Here is a 21190-nt window from a genome sequence, read left to right on the forward strand (position 1 = left end):
ATATGCACCTCTAGCTCAGTTGGTAGAGCAACTGACTCTTAATCAGTGGGCCCAGGGTTCGAGTCCCTGGAGGTGCACCAGATATTGAACGTCAAATCGTAAGATTTGGCGTTCTTTTTTGTTATGTAACCCCGAAAAATCGGGGATTGCACGGTCAATGCACGGCTTTTGCACGGTCGTGATTTTCGCCAGCAGATTTTGCAAGGGGCGAAATTGCTTGAAAATGTGTGTCGGATTCTGCATCAGGTCAGCAGAGCCAGACGGAGCTGCGCCTTTACTTCGGGGTCTGCGTTCTTCAGAAGTTCCAGCAAAGCGGTCATAGAGATGGTCGGTTCGCCTTCGGTGGGCACAGCCTGCGGGCTGGGGGTTTCCTGTTTGGCGTAGAACCCTTCCTCAAACTTCTTGCCCAGTTCTACACGAGAGGACTGCTGGATATGGGCGTAGGTGTTTACCAGCATATCTGCCGTAGCGTGTCCAGTAGTTCCCTGAACAGCTTTCACATCGCCGCCGGAGATCATCAGCTGATAGGTCGCACTGGAATGACGCAGACCGTGAAACACGATACGAGGGAACTCCGGGTGTGCATCCTGCCATTTGAGGAACTTCTTGCGGATCAGTACAGGCTCCACAGCCAGACCGTTGGGCAGACGGAACAGCATTCCGCTGTCACGGTAGCGTGTCGGGTCTTTCATCTCGTCTGCCGCCAGCTGACTCAGCCACTTCTTCAATTCCTCTTTCAGTGCAGAGGTCATAAAGATGGTGCGGCAGGAGGACGCCGTTTTGGTGCTTTTCAGGATGAGAGAAGTGGTGCTGCGCTCCAGCTTGTCCGGGAATACCTTAATGATACAGCCATCGTCTACTTGGTTCAGTGCTTCTTTTCGCACCCGCTGCATGGACTTGTTGATACGGAACGTTCCGATGCCATCCGCTGCGTCAAAGTCAATATCTTCCGGGGTCAGACCTACGATTTCGCCCTCTCGCAGTGCGCCTACCAGCGTGAGATGGACTGCCAGATGCAGGATGGGGTCCTCCATGCTGTCCAGTGCTGCCCGCATTTCCTCTACCGTCCAGATGGTACGCTCCTGCGTGGACTTCTTGGGGCTGTCCACAGGAACAGGACTTTTGATCAGGATACCCCACTCCACGGCATACTGGAACGCTGTACCCAGCAGCCGATGAACCTCATGGATGGTTGTGCCAGAAAGAAACCGCTGCTTCTGCTTTTCGGTCAGTTCCTGCTTCTTTCCCTCGATATACGAACCGCAGGGTGTTTTACTCAGGGTCGTGTAGAGGTTCTCCATGTGGTAGGGCTTGAGTTTCTGCATCTCCATGCTGCCGATATAGGGGATAATCAGGTTCTGGATGGTGGAAAGGTTGGATTCGTAGGTTTTGGGTGCCCACTTGTGCTTGCTGCACTGCTTGGGCAGCCAATCCATGAGGAACTCTGCCACCGTCACCGAGGACGGAATCAGGAATGTGCCAGCTGCCAGTTCATGCTCGATTTGCTTCTTTCGGTTCGTTGCCTCCTCTTTTGTGGGAAAACTTTCCCATTTGTCGCAGCTCTTGCCGTGTTCATCTTCGTAGGTGTATCGGACGCTGTAAGAGTTGCCGCGCTTCGTAATATATGCCATACTGTTTGCCTCCTTATCAAGCTGCTCGGTAGAGCCACGCATCGAAACTGTCTTTCGGTACACGGATGCTTCCGCCTACCCGCAGGACACGGAATTCGGTGGTGCTGTTGCACAGGTTGTAAGCAGAGCGCAGGCTGATGGCCAGCATTCGTGCGATCTCTTCCACCGTGTACACCAGTTTCGTGGTTGCCGGGCTGTCAGTCGGAGACTTGACGGCATTGGTTTGAGTGACCACTTCCATTGTAGTGGGATTCGAGTCCTTTTGCAAGAACTTTTTCGTATAATCGGAAGATTGCACAGGGACGGTCATAGAATTACGGTCAAAATCCATAAGCATTGCTCCTTATATTGTCATATCATCTAAAAATTCAGCTTAAAGTTCTACATCTTGCCCACGCTTACGGTTTTGCTGCGGCACATTCATGGTGTGCTCCTGCTTGGGGGCAAGAATCTTTTCCAGAAAGCCACGCACCAGTTCAGGAGCACGGTGGAGAGCATCCAGATAGGGCTTTACATCGTACCACAGGTCGTGGTACTTGTTGCTCCAATGAATGGCTTCCTTCTTGGCGGTGGAAAGTTCTTCTTTCAGGCGGCGGTTCTCCACGTCCATCATATAGCCGTGGTCAGCCTGTTTTTTCAGTTTGGAAAATTCTTCTTCGGTCAGCGAGTAGTTGCCGAGAAAGGTGCGCTTGCCGATATAGTCCAGATCACGCGCATGAATGAGGGCTTCTTTTGTGAGCGTGGCCTTTTTCTGCACAGCGGCAAGTTCCTTTTCGGTCTTGGAGAGGGTTTTGTTGGTTTGGGTGAGGTGCTGCTCTTTCTGGTCAATCTGGGCGGTCAGGCTGTCCAGCCGTTCCTGCTCCCGTTGAACTTTGAACTGTGTGACGGTCAGGTGTTCTTCGGTGCTGCCACGTTCGCCGCGCTCTATATCGGTGTACCCGGCAGCGCGCATAAAATTGAAGAAGTTGTCCTGCAAGATGCTGTACGACTTCTTCAGGACTGGCTTGCCGTTCTTTTGCAGGATAGGCTTTCCAGCATCGTCCAGCAGGGGCTTGGAAGCCCACTTCTTGCTTCGGCTGACCTGCATGACGGTCTCCTTGACGGTGCCGACCAGTGCCTTGTCCTTGCAGCGTTTCGACCAGAGGATCTGCTTTTCCACCACAGGTACATAGACCACGTGGAGATGGTAGTGGTAGACCTCCCGGCCCAGTGCTTCGGTCATGGCACGGTTGATCTCATCGGCGTGCATGACAGCCGAGAGGATATACTGCTCACCACCCACGATTTGCACAGCAGCTTTGTAGGCATCCGCATAGAACTGCTTGGCGAACTCGTAGCCACCGTGATTGTCAAAATAGGCCGAGTTGACATCAAAGACAAGTTCACAGTAGTGGGTAGCATCCGGCTTCAAGCCGCGCGTGGAGATGGTTTCGGCGGCTTCCAGTTGGGCGAATAGGTCGGTGTAGCTGGCGGTTGGCTTTTTGAAGTGGACGTTCCATGAGGTGCGCTGGGGGATAATGTCGGGGTTCCGATAGCTGTCCTTTTCACGCTCATTGTGCTGCTGGGTGTTGCCAACGGCCTTGTCCGAAACGGCGAGATTTCGGACACTGGTGCGGTCAACGCTATCGTTTCTTGCCAAAGGGCATCCCTCCTTTCGGGGTTCAGAGGAAGGTGACGGGGACGGGGATGCACTTCCCCGGAAGTGTAATAACCCACTATAACACTTTCATCCCTATGGGCTGCAAAGTGTAGTGGGCTCTTCGAGGACTCTCCGAGGGGGAACGTCTCCTGCGGGAGAGCTAATCAAGTTCACGTTTGCGAAGCAATGAAAGCCCCAGTGGGGCTTTTAAGTGACCGAACGGTCTTGCGCCAGCAAGATGGAGGGGCCTCGCCCCGACAAGTTCGCACAATGCGAACTTGATTGCTCCGTACGCATCTGAAAAAATTGCGTACGGACTTCAAATAACCTGTACGGTTCGTACGGTGTACGGAAACCCGAAATATAAACGATAACACGCATTAATTTATCCCGATTTGCCGTACAGGTGCGTACAAGTACAGACCGTACAGGTTGTACGAACTTCTTCCGTGAAAAAATGCACTTTTTACGGACAGGGGTGGACAAGCGGCTCGATGCCCACGAATCCTCGCACCCTGCGACCACCGGGCAGGTAGATGTTGTTGGTGGCTTCAAGGTTGTAGCGACGGTCATTCTGGCGCAGTTCTGCGCTGAAACGGATCGCCGATACGCTGTGACAGGCGTTATCTTCGCACCACAGTTTGTAGATTTCATAGAAATCTTTGGAACTGATGGAGTAGTCTGCCTTAAAGCGGAAGTAGCCCTCGGATTCCATGAAGTCAATGACATTGTTGCTGCTGCGCTTGATGGTGTCCACGTTGGCAGCGGCACGTTCGCTGACCGTGAAACGGAAGTTGTTCTGCACCAGCCGGTGCAGCCCTTCCAGACACCACAGCAGGATGCCTTCCAACTCGGCGCACATCTTCTCCACGAGGAAAGGGTCATCCGTGCGGTCGGCAGGCTTGTCCTTGGTGGTCAGGATGAGCTGGCGGCGAAAGAAGCCATCCGAATGGTCGTACAGTGAGGTCAGCGCACCGTTGCCAAAGCAGAGGAACCGGGCGTAAATATCCCGCTGGTAGCTCTGGACACCCTTGCGCTCCAAGTCCAGCTTGGCTTCGGCGGTCACGATGGTCTTGATATAATTGGTCTTGGGCAGGGCGTTCATGTCCATGTCATCGTCGATCATCAGCAGGCGGCGTTCCAGATCGGCACGGGCAAAGCGGTTGTTTTCCACTTTCTGGACGCTGCCGTTGCTGGCGGCATCTCCCATGAGTCGCTTGAGCACCAGCCCGATGCGGGACTTGCCCTCGCCGCCCTTGCCGACAATGAGCATCATCTTCTGCCCCTTGGTGCTGGGGATGAGGCAGTAGCCCAGATACTCCTGCAAGGTGGGGATGTCGGCATCGTCCAGCAACTCGTGCAGGAAAGTTAGCCAGCGGTCAGGGGTGGCGGCTTTGGGGTCATACCTCACAGGCAGGCGGTTCTGGCAGAACAGGCGGCTCTCCTGAAAAGAGCCGTCCGGCAGATGGTACACGCCGTTCTGGAGGTGGATGCAGTCTTGCTCGATGGGGAACGGGTCGGAAAAGGCCAGCAGCTTGATGGTCTCCAGAATGTTGGTGACCTTTTTGGACAGGCCGGAGGTGACATATTCCTCGATGTTTTCCAAAATCTGCTGCTTGATCTCGCTTTCGTCCTCCACCGGACCGTCCAGCGTGTACAGCGTACCGTTGACGCATTTCAGCGGCCGCTGTTCCAGAAAGGCGCGGCCAAACTGGACTTCATCGATCTTCTTGCCGTTGTACCAGTCCGGCCATAAGGGGTTGCGGGAAATGTTTTTCTTCATAGGGTGGTTCTCCTTTAGAAAAGTGAAGTGGCGGGTCTCACGGTGAGACCTACCACTTCAGGTGAATAAATTATCAGGCGCACTTCGCCAGAGCAAGGCGGTCGGTGCGCTCTTCCAGCATCAGCAGGTACGACCCGGACAGCAGCCGTGCAGCGGCATCGGCCTTCTGCTGGGGCGTCCCAAATGCAACGCAGTCCGTCAGGTGCTCGACGGTCTCGGTCATGTGGAAGGCTTCCACGAACCGCTCGTCCAGCGGTTCTTCCGGGCTAGTAGGCTTGTAACACTCTCGCCAGTCGTGCAGCAGGTCGAGATAGTCGGTCAGCACCCGCAGACAGTAGGCGATGTCTGCCCACTGCTCGTCCGTCAGGCCACGCTTGGGCGGCGGCAGGGCGATGGCATTGGCGGGCGGCTTGTCCGGGTTAAGCCAGAGCTTGTCGGGGCGAGGCCCCTCCATCTTGCTGACGCAAGACCGCTCTGTCACTTGCAGTCCCCACTGGGGACTGCATTGCTTCGCAAACGCGAAGTCATTTATCAGCTTCTCGGCGGCTTGCCGGGGGTTCAGGTCGAACAGCTTGGCGGTGAGGTCGATGGCATCTCCATTGGCCCCGCAGCCAAAGCAGTAATAATAGGTGTCGTTCAGCTTCATGCTGGGGTCGCTGTCAGAATGGAACGGACAGCACACCATGCCATGGCGGTCGGGTCCCATGCCGTACATCTCTCCCACCTGCCGAACGGTGATGGCGGACTTGACAGTTTGATACAGGCTCAAGGGCATTTCTCCTTTGTTTCGTGCGTTGCACCAGAGTCCCTAGCGTGGGAACTCTGGTGTTTTTTGCTTCCTGCCTGAATATACGGAAAATTTTGCAGGAAAGGCGAAAAAGCGGCAGAACTGCAACGGAAAAAGAAAAAAGCCCTTACTGGTTGCAGATTTGCAACAGCAAGGGCAGAGGGGAAACCGTATATTGAACAAAACGGCAGAGCGTATTATAATGAGGAAAAAGCTCAAAAAGGAGGGCCGACCACATGGCACAGGAATATCTGCCCGCACCATCCAACATCCGTCTTGCGGACTTGATGAAAGAACACAACATCAGCCAACCAGAGCTTGCCAAGGAGATCGGCTGCTCCAAGAGCACCATCAGCCGCTTCATCAGCGGTGCGAAAGGAACCCTGACCCATGAGCAGGTGCTGAGGATTGCAAGGCTGTTCAACGTGTCCACGGATTTTCTGCTGGGAGAAACCAACATCCCCGACCGCAAAAATTACGACATTGCCGAACTGGGCTTGTCCGTAGAAGCCGCAAAGAACCTCTACACAGGGCGCATCAATGCAGAGGTGGTCAACCTGCTGCTGGAAAACGCCCGGTTTGCAGAGCTTACGTACCGCATAGCGCAGTATTTTGATGATACCTTTGCATCCGGCATCGCAGCACAGAACGCTATGCTCACGACATTGAGTACCCTTCTGCGCACAAAGGTCAAGACCCCGGAAGCAGCCAAGGCTGCAAAGGACATCAGCCTTCGGAGAAAGCCTGTGTACCAAGGCGACCTTGATGACATTGAGATGTATTTCATGGCAGCGGTCAAGGAGATCAAAAAGGGTATCGGGAGCCATTACGCCAAACAGGAAGCCATGAGCAAGAAAGTGGCAGAGAAGATGTTCACCGAATTAACCAAAGGGCAGGATGTGCAGCACCCAACGATTACGGCAGAGCAGCTGACAGACGCAATGTTGGGTAGCGTTTCGGGCATGGAGGGAGCTACGCCGGAAGCACTGGAACAGCTGCGGAACGGTCTGCTGGGAATCTTGCAGTCTGCCGCAGAGCAGGAAAACGCCCATGAAGCAGACGAATGAACGGCTTTGTGCGCTGGCGCAGAAAGGGGACGCCGCCGCACTGGACAGCCTGATCGAAAACAACAAGTCCTTTATTGGCAAGGCGGCAAACGACCTCTTCCGCAGCATGAATCTGGCACAGTCCGGCCTGAACCTTGACACGGACGATTTGAAACAGGCGGGCAATCTGGGCTTGTGGAAGGCTGTGCCAAAGTTCGAAGCAGCGCGCGGCATGAAGTTCCTGACCTACGCGGCTCCTGCCATCCGCAACGCCATGATGGACATGGTACGGGATGCCTTTGCCGCTTTTGAACAGCGGATGGTAACGGAGGACAAGGACGGCGTCTGCTACCAGCGCGTTTCGCTGGACGATGTTCTGCCGGGAGAAGAGCAGCTGCGGCGCATCGAAGCCATAGCCGACCCCTATGCTATGCAGCCGCAGAGCATTATGGAAGAGCAGGAATCGCGCCGGGAACTGTACGATGGCCTGAAACGGCTGACCCAACGGGAGCAGACCTATCTGCTGTACCGCTATGGCTTTACTGATGGCAAGAAACATCCTTTGATCGGCACGGCGATATACTTTCACCTGACGAAAGGCCGCGCCAAAAAGACCGAGGAACAGGCCATGGATAACCTGTGGCTGGAACTGCCGTGGTGGTTTGATTGAATGAAAAGAAAAATCGTGATTGTGCTACAAGTTTTCTGGAAATTTATGTGCAGCTATACGATTTTGAAAAATTTTGTGGACAAACGAAATAAATCAGGCTTAAATTTCGTTATCTAAACAAAAAAGCAAGGCGGGAAGGTTTGATGATTTGTAAAAAATGAGGGCATAAAAATAAAGTAGGCGTTTGATATTTCCAGCAATGTGGGCAGTAGTGAAAGAAGGTATAGAAAATGAAGAAAACTTTATATACATTTTTGGTTTGGAATTTTCTGTTGTTTGTAGCTGGTTTAAGTGATATTGTTTTTTATAGAAATCTTACATCGGTAGAAGGTATGACAATAAGCTGGACCCAGCCAGCGCTTGTAAGTATTACTTCATTTTTAATATTGCTTTCAATATATTATGGGATGCACCAGCTCCTTTTCGGGAAAAATTTTTATTTGAAACTGGAAATCAAGCAGGAAGACATAGATAAATTGCGAAATTCAATTTATGATTTTCTGAAAAAAGGCGAAATTGACCCCGAAAAATTGCAGCAACACTTGAAGTGTTTGATAATTGCTGAAGTTGTTTTGTGGGGTGGATTCATCGTTTACTTATTTATATCAAAGGGCTACTAATTTTCAATTCTAATAATGGGGTAAAGTGGTACGAATGAAAAAGATACAGAACTTTTTCTCGACGATTTTGCAAAAGCTGTGGAAAAGTTCGATAACTATCGTTTAGCATTAAAAACTACGGAAGCTTTACGCTGAAAGCTGTAACTTTAAGCAGACCGGAAAGCTTATAATGAGGGTAGAACAGAAATATGACCAACGAAGATACCACTGATTTTGACGAGCACTTCGCTAAAATTTCGTCCTATATTGTGGACACATTGCACGGCGTTCCACTTGAGATGACCGAGGATGAAAAAGAACAATTTCGCATACAGGTTATTTCAAATCAGTATGCAGAACGGTTGCTAAGTGAAGCCGAAAAGACAGAAACGTATAGAGGTTTATCAAAAATTGATATTCTCCATACAGTTTCTATCCCTCAACTGGCTAGAACAATCCCACTTAAAGGTTTGAATCTCAGTTTAGAAAAATACAGAATGCCGGATGGTGTAATAATAGAGGTTGAGAGTTCGTCACATTATTTGGGGTCATTTAGTGAGAAAAATGATTCTTCCACAAATTGGATAGAAAAGATCATGGAGGGTGTCGGTATTCACTAGATGGATTCTCAAGAAGCATAAACAGCCCGCTATTTGCAGAGAATTCTGGAAGAAAATTGAAGAAAGCATCCTTCCGGCAACAGCACCCCGGACGTTTGTGAACTCTCACAACAGAGATCAAGAACCAATCCCTGCTTTGCGCTTACACCGTTTTGGTGACATTTTTTCTCCGTCTTGCTACAATATTGTGGATTTTTTCTATTTGTGCTTTGCTATTATCAACATCTAAAATGGAAACCGTGATGGAGGTGATTCCAATGCAGATAATTTCCTTGAAAACAAATTGAATGCTTTGGCAAACGGTGGCCAGTTCTCCATTTCCTACGACATCACGATTCCGTAATAAAAGCATTAGATAATGGGTATAAAAGCCACGATTCTTTAGAGTCGAAAGAAAAGAATCGTGGCTTTGTACGTTTGAATTAAGGAGCAAGCCAAATGAATAAGAAATTGGAATTTTTTAGCAGTATGGCGGTTGCCTTTATAGTTTTGATATTGGTCTTTCTTTGCATTCGTTTTTCAGGTCAGGGAAAATTTGCTACACATGGAGGAACCAATCCGTCTGATGTAAAATGTATTTATACTTCAGTTTGGCCGGATAATGAATACACTAGGCTTATTTGTGAGCCGGAAAGTGGAACGATAGAATATATATTGGATGGTTCTAATGCTGGGTATTATGCAATCTTTTATAATAATATCTCTGAAGAAGAAATACAAAAATATATTGACCAATTGAAAACCTTAGGATACGCTGAAGAGGCATCGGCTTCAGAAAGCGTTTCGACAGGCGTTTTGCTAAGAAAAGATGAAACATGGATAAGCATTGCATACTCAGAGGGAGGATTTGGAATCCGGATTTCAGTAGAAAAATCATGAATAAAAGAGATGCTGGGGAATTCCGGTTATCCCTATGATGCAGTGGAAAGAAAATGGATTGCTCAATATGCGAGCCTCCATGACTTGATTTTGATGTTCGGTCACTCAAACCAATGCCGTCAAGCCGGTGGGGGATATGGATAACCTGTGGCTGGAACTGCCGTGGTGGTTTATCTGAGTGAAAAGAAAAATTGTGATTGTGCTACAAGTTTTCTGGAAATTTATGTGCAGCTATACGATTTTGAAAAGAATTGTGGACAGATGAATAAAGCAGGCTTAAAATTCGTTATTCAAACAGAGAAGCCAATAATCATGATACCATTGATGTGATTCTTATAGCTGCAATCGTTCGGAAAAAATGTGACGTTCAGAAAATTCAAATGGAGCTATGATGAAGAGGTGCTTAAAATGACGAAATCAAGTAAGAAATTGACTGCTTTTGGTATAGCTTTGGCCCTAGCAATTCTTATAGGCGGTTTCCTGTTGCATCCGTGGGAGAGGACAAAATCGGAACTTACTGTAACAAAGGTGGATTTAAGCGATAATTCTATCTATGCAACCGCTCCCAATCAACTGTACGGTACAAATGATTACTATCTCATTCAGGGAGCTTCGGAATACTTAAAAGGAAATATTCAGCTATCGCAAATTGAAGAAGGCGAAAATATTGTGGTAGTTTCCAATGGAAAGGTTTTGTTATCTGACCCCTATCAGTTTGATACGATATACAGTATTCGATTGCAGTAATCCTATTTTTCATTAAAGGTCAATCTTCCAGTCTGCCATGGTCGCAGCCAAGTGAGAGGTAATGTTCAAGCTCCCCACCCAGTACAAGCTGGGCGTACTCCAAGGGCTTATTGTAGAGCAGCCAGTCCAGTTCTGCCCGCTGTGCCGGGGTGCTGCCGTATTCGTCCTCAATGGCGATGCAGTCAATGGCAAGGGTGGTGCCATCCTCAAATCGGGCTTCTACCCGGTTGGTGTCCATGTTAAAGCGACAGGAAAGCAGTTTCATCATAGTAATATCCTCCTAGACTTGATTTTGATGTGCGGTCACTCAAACCAATGCCGTCAAGCCGGTAGGGAATAGGGCGATTTTGTTTGTCAGAGAGTAAGTGCACGGTTTCTGCACGGATTTTGCACGGTTTCAAAACGTGCAGAGGGTGCTTTTCGCTGCAAAATCCGACAAAGGGTGCAGAAATTGCTGGGTGAAAAATCACGTTGATTTGATTAAAAATAACGATGGCTCGAAACTTCCATAAATTGAGACGAACCGGCGGCTTGCTCTCTTAATCAGTGGGCCCAGGGTTCGAGTCCCTGGAGGTGCACCAGATTTTGAACGCTAAATCGTAAGATTTGGCGTTCTTTCTTTATGTAAGAAAGCGGCTGCACACTTTCTGCACACCGTTTGCACATTTGCCCGAATCGGGGGCTTTTCTGCGCAAGGTTTGCACAGCCTGCTTTCCTTTGCATAAAAAGAAGAGAAGTTAGGCGAACAAGGCTCTCGTCAATTCTCTGCGTTCGTCTGCGTCCATCAGCCGGATGGCTTCAAGGATCTCCCTACCGGAGATTTTTGTTGCCGCCGGCTTTTCGTTTTGCCGGGGCTGGGATGCTGCCGAGGTCAGGTCTTGGGAGTAGAAGTTTGCTTCGATCTTCTCGGTCAGCTCCAACCGGGGCTTGTCCTGCGTGTGGGCATAGGTGTCCATCAGGACAGATGCGGTAGCATGGCCTGTGTTGCCCTGCACCGACTTGAAGTCACCATCCGACTGCAAGAGCTGGTAGGTGGCACTGGAGTGCCGCAGACCGTGGAACACGATCTGCTCAAACTCTGGATGCTCGGCTCTCCACAGGCGGTACCATTTTGTCAGCAACTCCGGCGCGATGGGCAGACCATCCGGGAGCCGGAACAGCTGCCCGCAATTGCTGTACTTTTCCGGGGCGTTCTGCTCGTTCTGTTTGAGCTTTTCAAGCCATGCTTGAAGTTCCTCTTTCAGAGGTTTGGTCATATACAGGACACGGTTGGACTTCTTGGTCTTAGGCTTTTTCAGGATGAGAGAGGACTTGCTGCCCTCACGCCTGTCCGGGAAGGTGTGGTAGATCTGATTGGGGTCGAGCTTTTCCAAAGCGTCCTTGTTGGCTCGCTGCATGGTCTTGCTGACTGAGATGGTGCCACGCCCATCGGCGGCATCGAAATTCAGATCACTCGGCTGCAAGCCGAGAATTTCGCCCTCACGGAGCGAAAGGATCATGCTCATGTGCACCGCCAGATGCAGGGCGGGGTTTTCGATGGTCTGCAAGGCTGCCAGCATGGTTTTCTCGTCCCAGATGGTGCGTTCCTCGATATTGACCTTGGGGGCATCACGGGGCAGGGGAATCTTGTGGATCAAGTCCCATTCCACCGCATAGGAAAAGGCGGTTTTCAGCAGGGTGTGGACTTCGTGAATAGAGGTGCTGGACAGCAGCCGCTTCTTCTGCTTCTTGGACAGGTCCTGCTTCACACCGTGCACATATTGCCCGCAGGGGGTCTTGGCAAGGGTGGCATAGAACTTCTCAATGTCGTAGGTGCGCAGCTCCTGTACCTTCCGTTTCCCGATATACGGCACGATAAGGTTCTGCACCATCGCTACGGACTGAGTGTAGGTCTTGGGGGACCACTTGTGCTTTGTGGACTGGATCGGGATCCACTTGTACAGCATTTCCTCCACCGTCATGGTGTCGGGGACGAGGAATGTGCCGTCCAGCAATTCCTTTTCGACCGTGATCTTTCGCTCCTGCGCCTCCTTCTTGGTCTTAAAACTTTCCCATCCCTCGCAGGGTTTGCCGGAATGGTCTTTGTACTTGTAACGGACGGAGTAGGAATCTCCGCGCTTCATAATAGATGCCATAGATTACCTCCCTCAGACCGCCGCAAACCAGTTGTCGAAGCTCTGCTTGTTTACCCGGATACTGGTGCCGATGCGCAGCACCCGAAAATCCTTCGTGGTGTTGCACAGGTTGTACGCAGCGCGAGGAGAAATCGCCAAAAGCTGGGCGATTTCCTCCACCCGGTAAACAAGAGGTTCGTGCTTGGCTGCTTTGGTCTGGTCAGAAGATTCAATGGCAGGGGATTTAGACGCTTTCATTGTAACCGGGTTCGAGTCCTTTTGCAAGAACTTATTCGTATAATTTTCGGATTTCACAGTTTCGGTCATGTCAGGCCGATTCATATTCATAGGCAGACCTCCAATTCCTTGTAACCGAACGCCTGTAACCGGGCAGGAAAACTCTCTTTTTCTGCACACAGGCTGTCCGATGCACTTTATACTTTTTCTTATTCTTTTAAGGTTACATGGTTACAGAAAGAGGAAAACGCAGCGGTCATGCGGCTTTTGCGCCGTAACTGAGGTGTAACCGAATCTGTAACCAGACGTGTGACCGCTGCTCGTCAGAAGGGAAAGCCCAGCTGCTGGGCTTCCGCATCCGTTATTTCGGAGAAATCTTCAGCCCCGGTTTCGGGGCTGGTTACGCGCTCCCAGCCTTTCTGAACGCCGTACTTCGGGTAACGCTTGGCGATCTTGTGCGCCTGCCAGCCTTGGATATCGCCGCGCGAAATTCCTGTGTTCATGATCTCGCAGATAGCGCGGGTCTCCCACTCTGCCGGGATGTTGGTGTTGCCCAGTGCCTCCGCATAGAGCTGCTTGGAACACACCCGGTCACCCGTGTAGTCCTCCAGAAAGGCATAGATCATGCCCGCCTGCGCGTCCTCCTGCATGAAGTCCTGTTGATGGGCTTGCAACGTTTCCTGCATGGCAGGGCTGAACGCCAGCTTGTAATTACCGCTGTTGTAAATCGTCATGGCTTCTGCCCAGAGCTGGTCGATATAGGCGCGAGATTCCTCCTCGTTGTCCAAAATGTGGGTCTCAGCCAGTTCCGCATCCACCGGGACGGGGATGAAGCGGCGGTTGCCTGTACGGTCACGGGGCAAAAAATCCTGCCGATTGGTCGTGCCAGCAAAAATACACTGGCGCAGACGGTCGGCAGGATGGGTCTCATAGGGGACTTTATAGGTCTCCTTCTGTTTACTGAGAAAACTTTTGATCTCCTCGATGCTCTTGGCATTGGCGGTGGCGATCATCTCCGACATTTCAATGATCCAGTGCCCCTGCAGCTTGCGATATACGTTGTCATCGTCCAACCGCCGCAGGTCGTCCGAGAACCATTCGTCCTTGACCGCCAGCAGCCGGAAGAAGGTGGACTTTCCTGCACCTTGCCCGCCCACCAGACAGAGCATGGTTTCAAATTTGCATCCCGGCTGGAACACGCGCTTAATGGCTCCCAGCAAGAAAATCTTCATGGCTTCGCAAGTGTACTCGTCCTCCGCAGCACCGAGAAAATGATGCAGGACATGGGGAATCCGTTCAGTCCCATCCCATTTCAGACTGTTTAGATAATCCCGGATGGGGTGGTAGCGATTCTCGTTGGCAACGATGCGGATGGCGGATTCGATCTTCTTCTCGCTGGAAATACCGTATTTCTCCATTCTCCGCAGGATATACTTCATGTCGGTGTCGTTCAGGGGCTTGCCGGAGCGGGGCCAGCCTACGGTCTTCACAATGTCGATGCGCTCACTCAACAAGTTCAGCCGGATGGCATCGGCAAGCACATGGTCGTTCTGCAAAATCGTGATACAGTTCTGAATCGTCCGCTGAATTTCGCCATTGGAGTGCTTGGTCAGCATTTCTTTCACATCGGTAACGGTTCGGGGAGCACGTTCTTCGTTGACTTCTTTGCTCAATAAACATCACCTCGTACTATTATTGAAAGCGATTTTCTGACTTTTCCGCAGTTGAAAGTACAGATGGATTCCGCTGCGCCTGTTCTGCCTGCAAGCGGCTCAGCAGTTGCAGAACAGAATCCCGTGCTTTCTCCTTGACCTGTTCCTTGCCTTTCTGCCGGACTTCCGGTTTCAGCATCTTCTCTTGCAGACGTGCAGCAGTGGTCTGCATGGTCTTGAGGAACTTGTCCAGCACGCCATCCAAACGGTGAGCGACATACTCTCTCGTGGCCTGCGGAGCCTTTCTCTCCGGGGACAGCACCCACTTCTTCGTGTCCTCGATCATCCGCATATCCTCTTTCCGGGTCTCGGTGCGCACTACGTCCGTCACGACCTCCACCGCCTTGTCATAGGCCGCAGCCGAAACTTCATCGATCAGCGTTTCCATGTCGTTGACCCTGAGGGTCAATTCGTCCAGCTTGGTCTGCTGGGCGGTGAGCTGCTCCTTCTGCTTGGCGAGGATGAAGTCCTGCTTTTCCAGATACTGCCGGTTACCGTACTCCGCTTCTTCCTCCAATTCCAGCCCGTGCCGCTTTGCAATCTCGAACAGCATCTTCCGGCAGGCGGCATCAAAGGTGATTTTGCGGTTGTTGCGGCGGCTGAGGGGCTTGTCCGGGTCGGGCAGCTCGAAGCCCAGTGTTTCCAATGCCTTTTCCTGCTGGGGAGCAACCTCGCCGTACTTGTTCTCACAGTCGAACACATGGCGCTCGTGGATGTGGGGCGTGCTTTCATCCAGATGCAACGCCCAGTCCAGCACATGAACATGGTCGCCGAATTTAGCCTTGAACTCCTCGATGAACTCGGTGACGATGTTCAGCAGATCCTCCGCCGAAGCGTGTTCATCTAGCGTTCCCAGTTGGTAAATCGTCTCTTCCGGGCAGGTCTTGCGGCTGGACAGCAGGTCAGGAATGGAGCGGTTGCGTTCCGTGTGCCGGATCTTGGCGTTGCGCTCGTTCTGGCTTTCCACAAAGTTGGAATAGCGGCTCTCATAGAATTGCCGTTCCACATCTGAGAAGGTCGCCGCCAGATCATCCGGGTCGGGTGGAGCAAGAGCCGAGCGGAAACCGTGGAAGCAGTCCCAGTAGATGTTGCCCTTGGCTCGTTCCGAGTCGATGTGTTCACTGTTGGCAAGGTTGAAACTGCGGTCGTTGTGCTTGGGGTTGTAAGTGCCGTGGGTTCCGGCTCGTCCGTTGTGTCGTGTTAATTTCAGATAGACATCCCTCCGTTTCAACAGCTTGGTGGGGAGAACGCAGCAGCGAAGCTGCTGGATCTGCCGCCTTTTTGCGCCAGATAATACCCAGTAGGATATGACGCACAGCATCATATCACTGGGCAAGGCGTTCCCCCTTGACTCCCTTCAACGGGCCATTTTGGCCCGTTGATTTTGGCAAGCTGGCGGGCAAAGATTTGCGAATCCCTGCCCACAGCTCGTCCGGCTTTTTCAGTGGGCCATTTTGACCCACTGATTCTGTTACGGGTAGAATCAAGTGCCGGGTGGCGGCACCTGATTTTCAGCCAACCTTGAGTCGTTACAGGTAGAATCAAGTGCTCATTTTGATCACCTGATTTTTACGGAGTGGGCGCGACGCGTAACAGATAAAACCGAAGTTCTCAAAATGATAACGCCGGTGGCTTCGTTGCAGATGAAATCAAGTTATCATTTTGACAACCTGATTTTGATACGGCTACAATCAAGTTCCCAAAGTGGGAACTTGATTCGGCAGGAGTTACAAATCAAGTTACGGAAAGCGTAACCTGATTTCAGATGACAGCCCAAATTCCCACTTTGGGGATTTGGGAGTGAGCGATTAAGAGTTACGGTATTTTGGCACTTCCCAGAATGGGAAGTGCCACTTTACTAAATAAAAGTATCACCGATAAGGAACTTGACAAACTTTGTCAAGTTCCTAAAAGAGAAGTGTGTGCGGCTGTTTTACGATGGCGGTAGTCTTTCTGACGACAGGCATTGCTGCAATATCTGGCATCCGCCCGAATTGGTAAGAACTGCTTCCCGCAGCAAGCGCAGGTATACTTTCCTCGCTCAACGCGCTTTTTAAGGCTTTTCCGCAGATTCAGCATCTTGTGACCGCAAGTCTGGAAGCTGCAATATTTTCGGTTCCGGGTCTGGGTGTAGATGACCTTGCGGCAGTATTCACATTGGATTCTGCGCACACTGGGGTCGCCATCAATGAAATATTCCATTAAGGTGTCCTGATTTTCGCGTTCCCATTGTTCTGTTGTCATAGGCATTCTCCTTTGGCTGTTACGGATATATGGTGGTTATCAAAATGGTAACCACCACTTTTACACAATAAAGCGTTACGATTGTCTGGTTGGTGATCAAAATGATCACCAACTAAAATCTGTGCGTTATGGCTGGGTGGTAAGTGGATATTTTGTCCATTTACCACTTCCAAGTGGTGAGTTACGGTTTTCGTAACCCACCATGGGGTAATCGTGTTACAGTAATCTGGCAAATACCGGAAAGCGACACTTACCAGATTTCACCGTGGCTTGACAAAATGTCAAGTCGAGGTTAAGCGTAGCACGAACAGAATCAATGTGGACAATTTGTCCACATTGATTTCTCCTACCTCAACGAGTAGATAAACGTCCGTTTCGCCTCATGTGCTCATTTTGAACACATGAGGCTGAGCGCGCCGTTCTCCCTGCATGGCTTTCCTGCCCCCTTCCGGCGGCGTTTTCCGGCTCTCCCTTGCGGGGTCATCGCCGGGTATCCCATGCAGACGGTCATACGGTTTTCAAGGTGCGGTGCTGGATTTGGCAATAAAAAATCGCCACACAACAACCTGAACCTGACCATCCCTTCTGGGATGGCCTTGGTTCGGGTTTGCTATGTAGCGATAAGAAAGTTAAAAACTTGCTCCGGCTGCTTCGGGAGCTGAGCTGGAACTCTAAGTAAATATGTTATATTAAATTGTTGGGATAGATTACCACAAAAATTGAGTTGTGTCAACAAAAAGTTTTGAAAACATGCCACTTTCGGCAGCTTGCAAGAAAACACAAGGAAAACTTTAGCAAAAAGAGAGAGGGCCGGACGATGCCAACCCTCTTGACAAGTTTTTTAAATCAGAAACAGGTTATCGTACCATGCTCTCAAACCGTTTCTGCAAGCGTTCAAACGTTTCGTCATCCACGGTCAGAAAGGTTCGCAGCGACCGCAAATTCAAACGGTGATTCGGCATGAGCTTCAATTTGGTATGTTGAACATCTGATGCATCTGTGAACACTGGCCGACCGCATAGTATTATTCTACTTTTATCATACGGTAGCCCACACCAATATGTGTTTGGATGTATTGCGGGGATTCCTCTGTTGGCTCCAGCTTTTTCCGCAGTGTTGCCATAAATACCCGCAGGGAAGCCACATCGTTATCCCAACTGCGGCCCCAGATATTTTGTGTGATAAAGGTATGGGTCAGTACCTTGCCGACATTCTTGGACAGCAGACACAACAGCTTATACTCAATGGGTGTCAGGTGAAGTTCGTTTTCATCCAGATAAGCGCATCCCCCGGCATAATCCACTTTCAACTTACCATTCACAAATACAGAACTGGCAGTAAACATCTCTGCCGTCATCAGAGAGAGTCTTCGCTGCGTCACCCGAAGTCGAGCCAATAATTCTTCAACAGAAAAAGGTTTTGTCAGATAATCGTCAGCTCCGGCATCCAATGCATGAATCTTGTCATTATCTTCACTTCTGGCGCTAATTACAATGATGGGGGTATTGGACCAGGAGCGTACCGTTTGAATGACTTGAACGCCATCCATATCCGGCAAGCCCAAATCCAGCAAGATGATTTCAGGATGGTGCGATGTGGCCTCCATAATGGCTGTCGAGCCACTGGGCGCTACCACATAACGATAATCATTTGTTTTCAATGTGGTTGTAATGAGATTTCGTATAGATGGATCATCCTCAACCACTAATATCAAAGGTTTATTCATGAAGTTCTACCTCCCCGGCGGGTAATGTGAATGTGAACACAGTGCCGGTTGGCTGATTGTCTGATACGGAAATCGTGCCGCCGTGGGCGGTCACAATGGACTTACAGAGGGACAGCCCCAATCCAAGGCTTCTGCGGCTGTCGACCACTTTATTGGCCCCACTATAAAACATATCGAAAATACGGGGTTTCTGCTCATCGGGAATCCCAGGGCCGTTGTCGGAAACGGAAACCGTGACCCATTGCTCTTTTTGATCGGTATGTATTTCAATTACTGAACCGGCAGGGGTATATTTGATGGCGTTGTCAACCAAATTTATAATCACCTGAACGATCAGCTTCGCATCAATGTGGGCAAGGATAAAGTCTTTCCCGCTGGTTACACGAATGGTGTGTTCTTTACTCTTTCTGTTGATGTGCTTCAGTGCTTCAGAAACGACCTCATCCATGAGTTCGATACTCCGAGTTAGATTGACCTGTCCGCCCTCAATTCGTGTGACTGCCAACAGGTTTTCAACGAGATTGATCAGCCACATGGAATCGTCATAAATATCGGTAAAGGTCTGCTCCCGCAATGCATCATCCATCTTTTTATAATTTGCAAGCAAATTGTCTGCGCTGCCAGAAATCGCTGTCAAAGGGGTTCGAAGATCATGAGAGATTGCCCGCAGCAGGTTAGCACGAAGCTGTTCATTTTGCGCCAGAACAGCCGCTTCCTCTTTTTCTTTGGCGTTTTTGATGTTTTCAAGAGCCAAAGCGCACTCGCCCAGAATAGAGAGGAGTACGCTGTTTTCGAAAGAGTCCAGCGGAATACCGTTCACCGCAATACCAGCCACTCCATATACATGCTGGTTGACCCGAATCGCAAGGTATAAACACTTTGCACTGGATAATGTATCTGTTGTGGCACCGGCGTGTTTATTGTTTCGGAAGACCCAATCGGCGACTGCTTTCTCGTTCTCAGAAATTAAATCTTCCTGAATGCTATTAACAGCACGAAAAACGTTAGGGGTGGCAAGTTCTTTACCATCAGATAGGTAGACGACAATATCTTTTTTCAGCAGCTTCATGAGCTGCCCTGCCGTAGCGGTGATTACCGCATTCTCATCCTGCTCTTTTTGCAGAAGCTGGTTGGTTTCAAAAAGAATCTTTGTACGGTAAGCTGTATGGGCAGATTGTTTCGCATTTTCTTTCAGCCGGGTAGCGAGAGATCCGGAAAGCAGTGTTACTATAAACATAATGGTAAAGGTAACAATATAGTTCGGATCGTCAAAATGGAATGTCAGTCTCGGAGTGGTAAAGAAGAAATTGAAAACCAGCACACTGACAACCGAGGTCAGAATCCCGCACAGTCGGTTGGTTGTGATTACAGCGGCCACAAGTACGCCTAATATGTAAACTGCGATAATATTACTCTCTGTGAACCCAAAAGCGTCAAAGCCACAGCCAATTAGTGTAGCTACCAGCAATACGACGATACTCTTCAGAACATCACGCAGGGGCATCGCATCTGCCTGCGCCTTACTCTTTTTTTCCTGATAGCTGGTTCCTGCGCTGGCATCCGGTATCACATGAATATCCAGATTAGGTGCGCTGGAAATCAGGCGTTCCGTCAAGGTGGGCTTGCTGAAAATATTCTTTCGTGCAATGGTACTTCGTCCAATTACGATTTTTGAGATGCCGGAAAGACGGGCAAATTCCGCAATCTGATAAGGCACGTCATCGCCATAACTTGTCTCAATCGTAGCGCCAAGTTGCTGGGCCAGACGCTTATTATCCTGCAAACGCTTTTTATCATCGTCACTCATCGCCGCTGTATTTGGCGTTTCCACATAAAGAGCGGTAAATGTTCCCCGAAAGGCTCTTGCCATCCTTGCAGCAGTCCGAATGATTTTTGCGTTGGATGGCGACGAGGAAAGACATGCCAGAATGCGCTCGTCTGTATGGTAATCGCCTCGGCTCTGTACTCTGGCGCTTTCCGTCAGCAAGTTCACCCGGTCAGCGCACCGACGGAGGGCGATTTCCCGCAATGCGGTGAGATTTTCCAGCGTGAAAAAATTAACTGTTGCCCGCTGCGCCTGATCTTCCCGGTACACATTTCCACTTGCCAGTCGTTCCAGCAACTCCGCAGGCTCAATATCCACCAGTTCTACCTGATCTGCTTGATCAAAGGTGGAATCCGGAATGCGCTCCCGCACAAGAATTCCGGTGATAGAGGCTACTGTATCGTTGAGACTCTCGATATGTTGGACATTTACAGTCGTATAGACATCAATTCCAGTATTTAGCAGTTCCTGAATATCCTGATACCGCTTCGTGTGCCGACTGCTTTCGGCGTTGGTATGGGCCAACTCATCCACCAGTATGAGCTGGGGATTTCGCTTGAGCGCAGCATCAATATCAAATTCACGAAGGGTCATTCCTTCGTAAGCAACTTGTTTCACAGGAAGCTGCTCCAAGCCGTCCAGAAGTGCCATCGTCTGGGGTCGGGCATGGGGTTCTATGTATCCAGCAACCACATCGATGCCACGCTCCTTAGCCTGATGAGCCGCCTGAAGCATGGCATAGGTCTTTCCGACACCTGCGGCATAACCGAAAAAGATTTTGAGTTTTCCGCTTTTCTTAGTGGATGCATCGTTACGGATCGCACGAAGAAGCTGATCCGGATCTTGTCTTGGCAGTTCCATTTTAACCCTCCTATCAAAGAAATCTTCCGACCGGAAATCATTGCAAAGGATGTGGCTATGGTAATAACCC

At 50.1% G+C, this 21190-nt stretch carries 19 protein-coding genes and 1 tRNA gene; 7 read left to right on the forward strand and 13 right to left on the reverse strand.

The window, feature by feature from the left end; genetic code table 11:
• Positions 1 to 4 precede the first annotated feature (4 nt).
• Positions 5 to 80 (forward strand) — tRNA-Lys (locus C4N23_RS09550).
• A 162-nt stretch (positions 81 to 242) separates the two neighbouring features.
• Here the strand turns inward: C4N23_RS09550 and C4N23_RS09560 are convergent.
• From C4N23_RS09560 to C4N23_RS09585, 5 genes are all read right to left on the reverse strand, one after another.
• A complete protein-coding gene (locus tag C4N23_RS09560; RefSeq protein ID WP_112145636.1) occupies positions 243 to 1631 on the reverse strand; it encodes a site-specific integrase in 1389 nt (462 codons plus the stop codon).
• A gap of 16 nt (positions 1632 to 1647) precedes the next feature.
• Entirely contained in the window at positions 1648 to 1962 is a 315-nt protein-coding gene (locus C4N23_RS09565) for a helix-turn-helix domain-containing protein (RefSeq protein WP_097783233.1), read from the reverse strand.
• Positions 1963 to 2004: 42 nt separating this feature from the next.
• Positions 2005 to 3270, reverse strand: coding sequence for a plasmid recombination protein (locus tag C4N23_RS09570; RefSeq protein WP_112145639.1), 1266 nt, complete (start codon positions 3268 to 3270; stop codon positions 2005 to 2007).
• 466 nt (positions 3271 to 3736) lie between these two features.
• Positions 3737 to 5053 carry a DNA primase family protein gene (locus C4N23_RS09580; RefSeq protein WP_112145641.1) on the reverse strand — a complete coding sequence of 439 codons (1317 nt, stop codon included), beginning with the start codon at positions 5051 to 5053 and terminating at the stop codon, positions 3737 to 3739.
• A gap of 73 nt (positions 5054 to 5126) precedes the next feature.
• Positions 5127 to 5822 carry a CHC2 zinc finger domain-containing protein gene (locus C4N23_RS09585; protein WP_425349589.1) on the reverse strand — a complete coding sequence of 232 codons (696 nt, stop codon included), beginning with the start codon at positions 5820 to 5822 and terminating at the stop codon, positions 5127 to 5129.
• 254 nt (positions 5823 to 6076) lie between these two features.
• Here C4N23_RS09585 and C4N23_RS09590 point away from each other — a divergent pair, with 254 nt between their 5' ends.
• From C4N23_RS09590 to C4N23_RS09610, 6 genes are all read left to right on the forward strand, one after another.
• Entirely contained in the window at positions 6077 to 6907 is an 831-nt protein-coding gene (locus tag C4N23_RS09590; RefSeq protein ID WP_112145644.1) for a helix-turn-helix domain-containing protein, read from the forward strand.
• A complete protein-coding gene (locus tag C4N23_RS09595) occupies positions 6891 to 7556 on the forward strand; it encodes a sigma-70 family RNA polymerase sigma factor (protein ID WP_112145646.1) in 666 nt (221 codons plus the stop codon). Before C4N23_RS09590 ends, C4N23_RS09595 begins: the two co-directional genes overlap by 17 nt.
• Positions 7557 to 7786: 230 nt before the next feature.
• Complete coding sequence (locus tag C4N23_RS09600) at positions 7787 to 8176, forward strand: hypothetical protein (protein ID WP_005923150.1); 390 nt, start codon at positions 7787 to 7789, stop codon at positions 8174 to 8176.
• A 188-nt stretch (positions 8177 to 8364) separates the two neighbouring features.
• Positions 8365 to 8775 carry a hypothetical protein gene (locus tag C4N23_RS09605; RefSeq protein WP_015564578.1) on the forward strand — a complete coding sequence of 137 codons (411 nt, stop codon included), beginning with the start codon at positions 8365 to 8367 and terminating at the stop codon, positions 8773 to 8775.
• Between the two features lie 438 nt (positions 8776 to 9213).
• On the forward strand, positions 9214 to 9654 hold the full coding sequence (locus C4N23_RS13820; protein WP_005929376.1) for a hypothetical protein: 441 nt from the start codon (positions 9214 to 9216) through the stop codon (positions 9652 to 9654).
• A gap of 408 nt (positions 9655 to 10062) precedes the next feature.
• Positions 10063 to 10401 carry a hypothetical protein gene (locus C4N23_RS09610; RefSeq protein WP_015538141.1) on the forward strand — a complete coding sequence of 113 codons (339 nt, stop codon included), beginning with the start codon at positions 10063 to 10065 and terminating at the stop codon, positions 10399 to 10401.
• Between the two features lie 19 nt (positions 10402 to 10420).
• On the opposite strand, the gene C4N23_RS09615 is transcribed toward C4N23_RS09610, so the two are convergent.
• The 8 genes from C4N23_RS09615 to C4N23_RS09650 form a co-directional block, all read right to left on the reverse strand.
• Positions 10421 to 10669, reverse strand: coding sequence for a DUF6061 family protein (locus tag C4N23_RS09615; protein WP_112145648.1), 249 nt, complete (start codon positions 10667 to 10669; stop codon positions 10421 to 10423).
• A gap of 469 nt (positions 10670 to 11138) precedes the next feature.
• A complete protein-coding gene (locus C4N23_RS09620; protein ID WP_112145650.1) occupies positions 11139 to 12536 on the reverse strand; it encodes a site-specific integrase in 1398 nt (465 codons plus the stop codon).
• Positions 12537 to 12548: 12 nt separating this feature from the next.
• Positions 12549 to 12863 (reverse strand): helix-turn-helix domain-containing protein, encoded by a 315-nt coding sequence (locus tag C4N23_RS09625; protein ID WP_087231334.1) that lies wholly within the window; start codon positions 12861 to 12863, stop codon positions 12549 to 12551.
• Between the two features lie 212 nt (positions 12864 to 13075).
• Positions 13076 to 14368: a virulence-associated E family protein gene (locus C4N23_RS09630; RefSeq protein WP_112145776.1), complete on the reverse strand. Its 1293-nt coding sequence runs from the start codon at positions 14366 to 14368 to the stop codon at positions 13076 to 13078.
• A gap of 76 nt (positions 14369 to 14444) precedes the next feature.
• Complete coding sequence (locus tag C4N23_RS09635; protein ID WP_112145652.1) at positions 14445 to 15788, reverse strand: plasmid recombination protein; 1344 nt, start codon at positions 15786 to 15788, stop codon at positions 14445 to 14447.
• Positions 15789 to 16363: 575 nt separating this feature from the next.
• Complete coding sequence (locus tag C4N23_RS09640) at positions 16364 to 16708, reverse strand: hypothetical protein (protein WP_112145653.1); 345 nt, start codon at positions 16706 to 16708, stop codon at positions 16364 to 16366.
• 1024 nt (positions 16709 to 17732) lie between these two features.
• The gene (locus C4N23_RS09645) at positions 17733 to 18434 is read right to left on the reverse strand and encodes a response regulator transcription factor (protein ID WP_112145655.1); all 702 of its coding nucleotides are present in this window, start codon (positions 18432 to 18434) and stop codon (positions 17733 to 17735) included.
• Entirely contained in the window at positions 18427 to 21120 is a 2694-nt protein-coding gene (locus tag C4N23_RS09650; RefSeq protein ID WP_112145657.1) for a sensor histidine kinase, read from the reverse strand. Before C4N23_RS09650 ends, C4N23_RS09645 begins: the two co-directional genes overlap by 8 nt.
• Positions 21121 to 21190 lie beyond the last annotated feature (70 nt).

Origin of the sequence: Faecalibacterium hattorii (genome assembly GCF_003287455.1) — a bacterium.
Classification (GTDB): domain Bacteria; phylum Bacillota; class Clostridia; order Oscillospirales; family Ruminococcaceae; genus Faecalibacterium; species Faecalibacterium hattorii.

Bases quoted from the DNA above. Each gene is read 5' to 3' on its own strand.
- C4N23_RS09615 (WP_112145648.1), bottom strand. From the start codon at position 10,669: ATGATGAAACTGCTTTCCTGTCGCTTTAACATGGACACCAACCGGGTA.
- C4N23_RS09620 (WP_112145650.1), bottom strand. From the start codon at position 12,536: ATGGCATCTATTATGAAGCGCGGAGATTCCTACTCCGTCCGTTACAAG.
- C4N23_RS09630 (WP_112145776.1), bottom strand. From the start codon at position 14,368: ATGCTGACCAAGCACTCCAATGGCGAAATTCAGCGGACGATTCAGAAC.
- C4N23_RS09650 (WP_112145657.1), bottom strand. From the start codon at position 21,120: ATGGAACTGCCAAGACAAGATCCGGATCAGCTTCTTCGTGCGATCCGT.
- C4N23_RS09580 (WP_112145641.1), bottom strand. From the start codon at position 5,053: ATGAAGAAAAACATTTCCCGCAACCCCTTATGGCCGGACTGGTACAAC.
- C4N23_RS09595 (WP_112145646.1), top strand. From the start codon at position 6,891: ATGAAGCAGACGAATGAACGGCTTTGTGCGCTGGCGCAGAAAGGGGAC.
- C4N23_RS13820 (WP_005929376.1), top strand. From the start codon at position 9,214: ATGAATAAGAAATTGGAATTTTTTAGCAGTATGGCGGTTGCCTTTATA.
- C4N23_RS09645 (WP_112145655.1), bottom strand. From the start codon at position 18,434: ATGAATAAACCTTTGATATTAGTGGTTGAGGATGATCCATCTATACGA.
- C4N23_RS09635 (WP_112145652.1), bottom strand. From the start codon at position 15,788: ATGATGCTGTGCGTCATATCCTACTGGGTATTATCTGGCGCAAAAAGG.
- C4N23_RS09625 (WP_087231334.1), bottom strand. From the start codon at position 12,863: ATGAATATGAATCGGCCTGACATGACCGAAACTGTGAAATCCGAAAAT.
- C4N23_RS09605 (WP_015564578.1), top strand. From the start codon at position 8,365: ATGACCAACGAAGATACCACTGATTTTGACGAGCACTTCGCTAAAATT.
- C4N23_RS09610 (WP_015538141.1), top strand. From the start codon at position 10,063: ATGACGAAATCAAGTAAGAAATTGACTGCTTTTGGTATAGCTTTGGCC.
- C4N23_RS09640 (WP_112145653.1), bottom strand. From the start codon at position 16,708: ATGACAACAGAACAATGGGAACGCGAAAATCAGGACACCTTAATGGAA.
- C4N23_RS09590 (WP_112145644.1), top strand. From the start codon at position 6,077: ATGGCACAGGAATATCTGCCCGCACCATCCAACATCCGTCTTGCGGAC.
- C4N23_RS09560 (WP_112145636.1), bottom strand. From the start codon at position 1,631: ATGGCATATATTACGAAGCGCGGCAACTCTTACAGCGTCCGATACACC.
- C4N23_RS09600 (WP_005923150.1), top strand. From the start codon at position 7,787: ATGAAGAAAACTTTATATACATTTTTGGTTTGGAATTTTCTGTTGTTT.
- C4N23_RS09565 (WP_097783233.1), bottom strand. From the start codon at position 1,962: ATGGATTTTGACCGTAATTCTATGACCGTCCCTGTGCAATCTTCCGAT.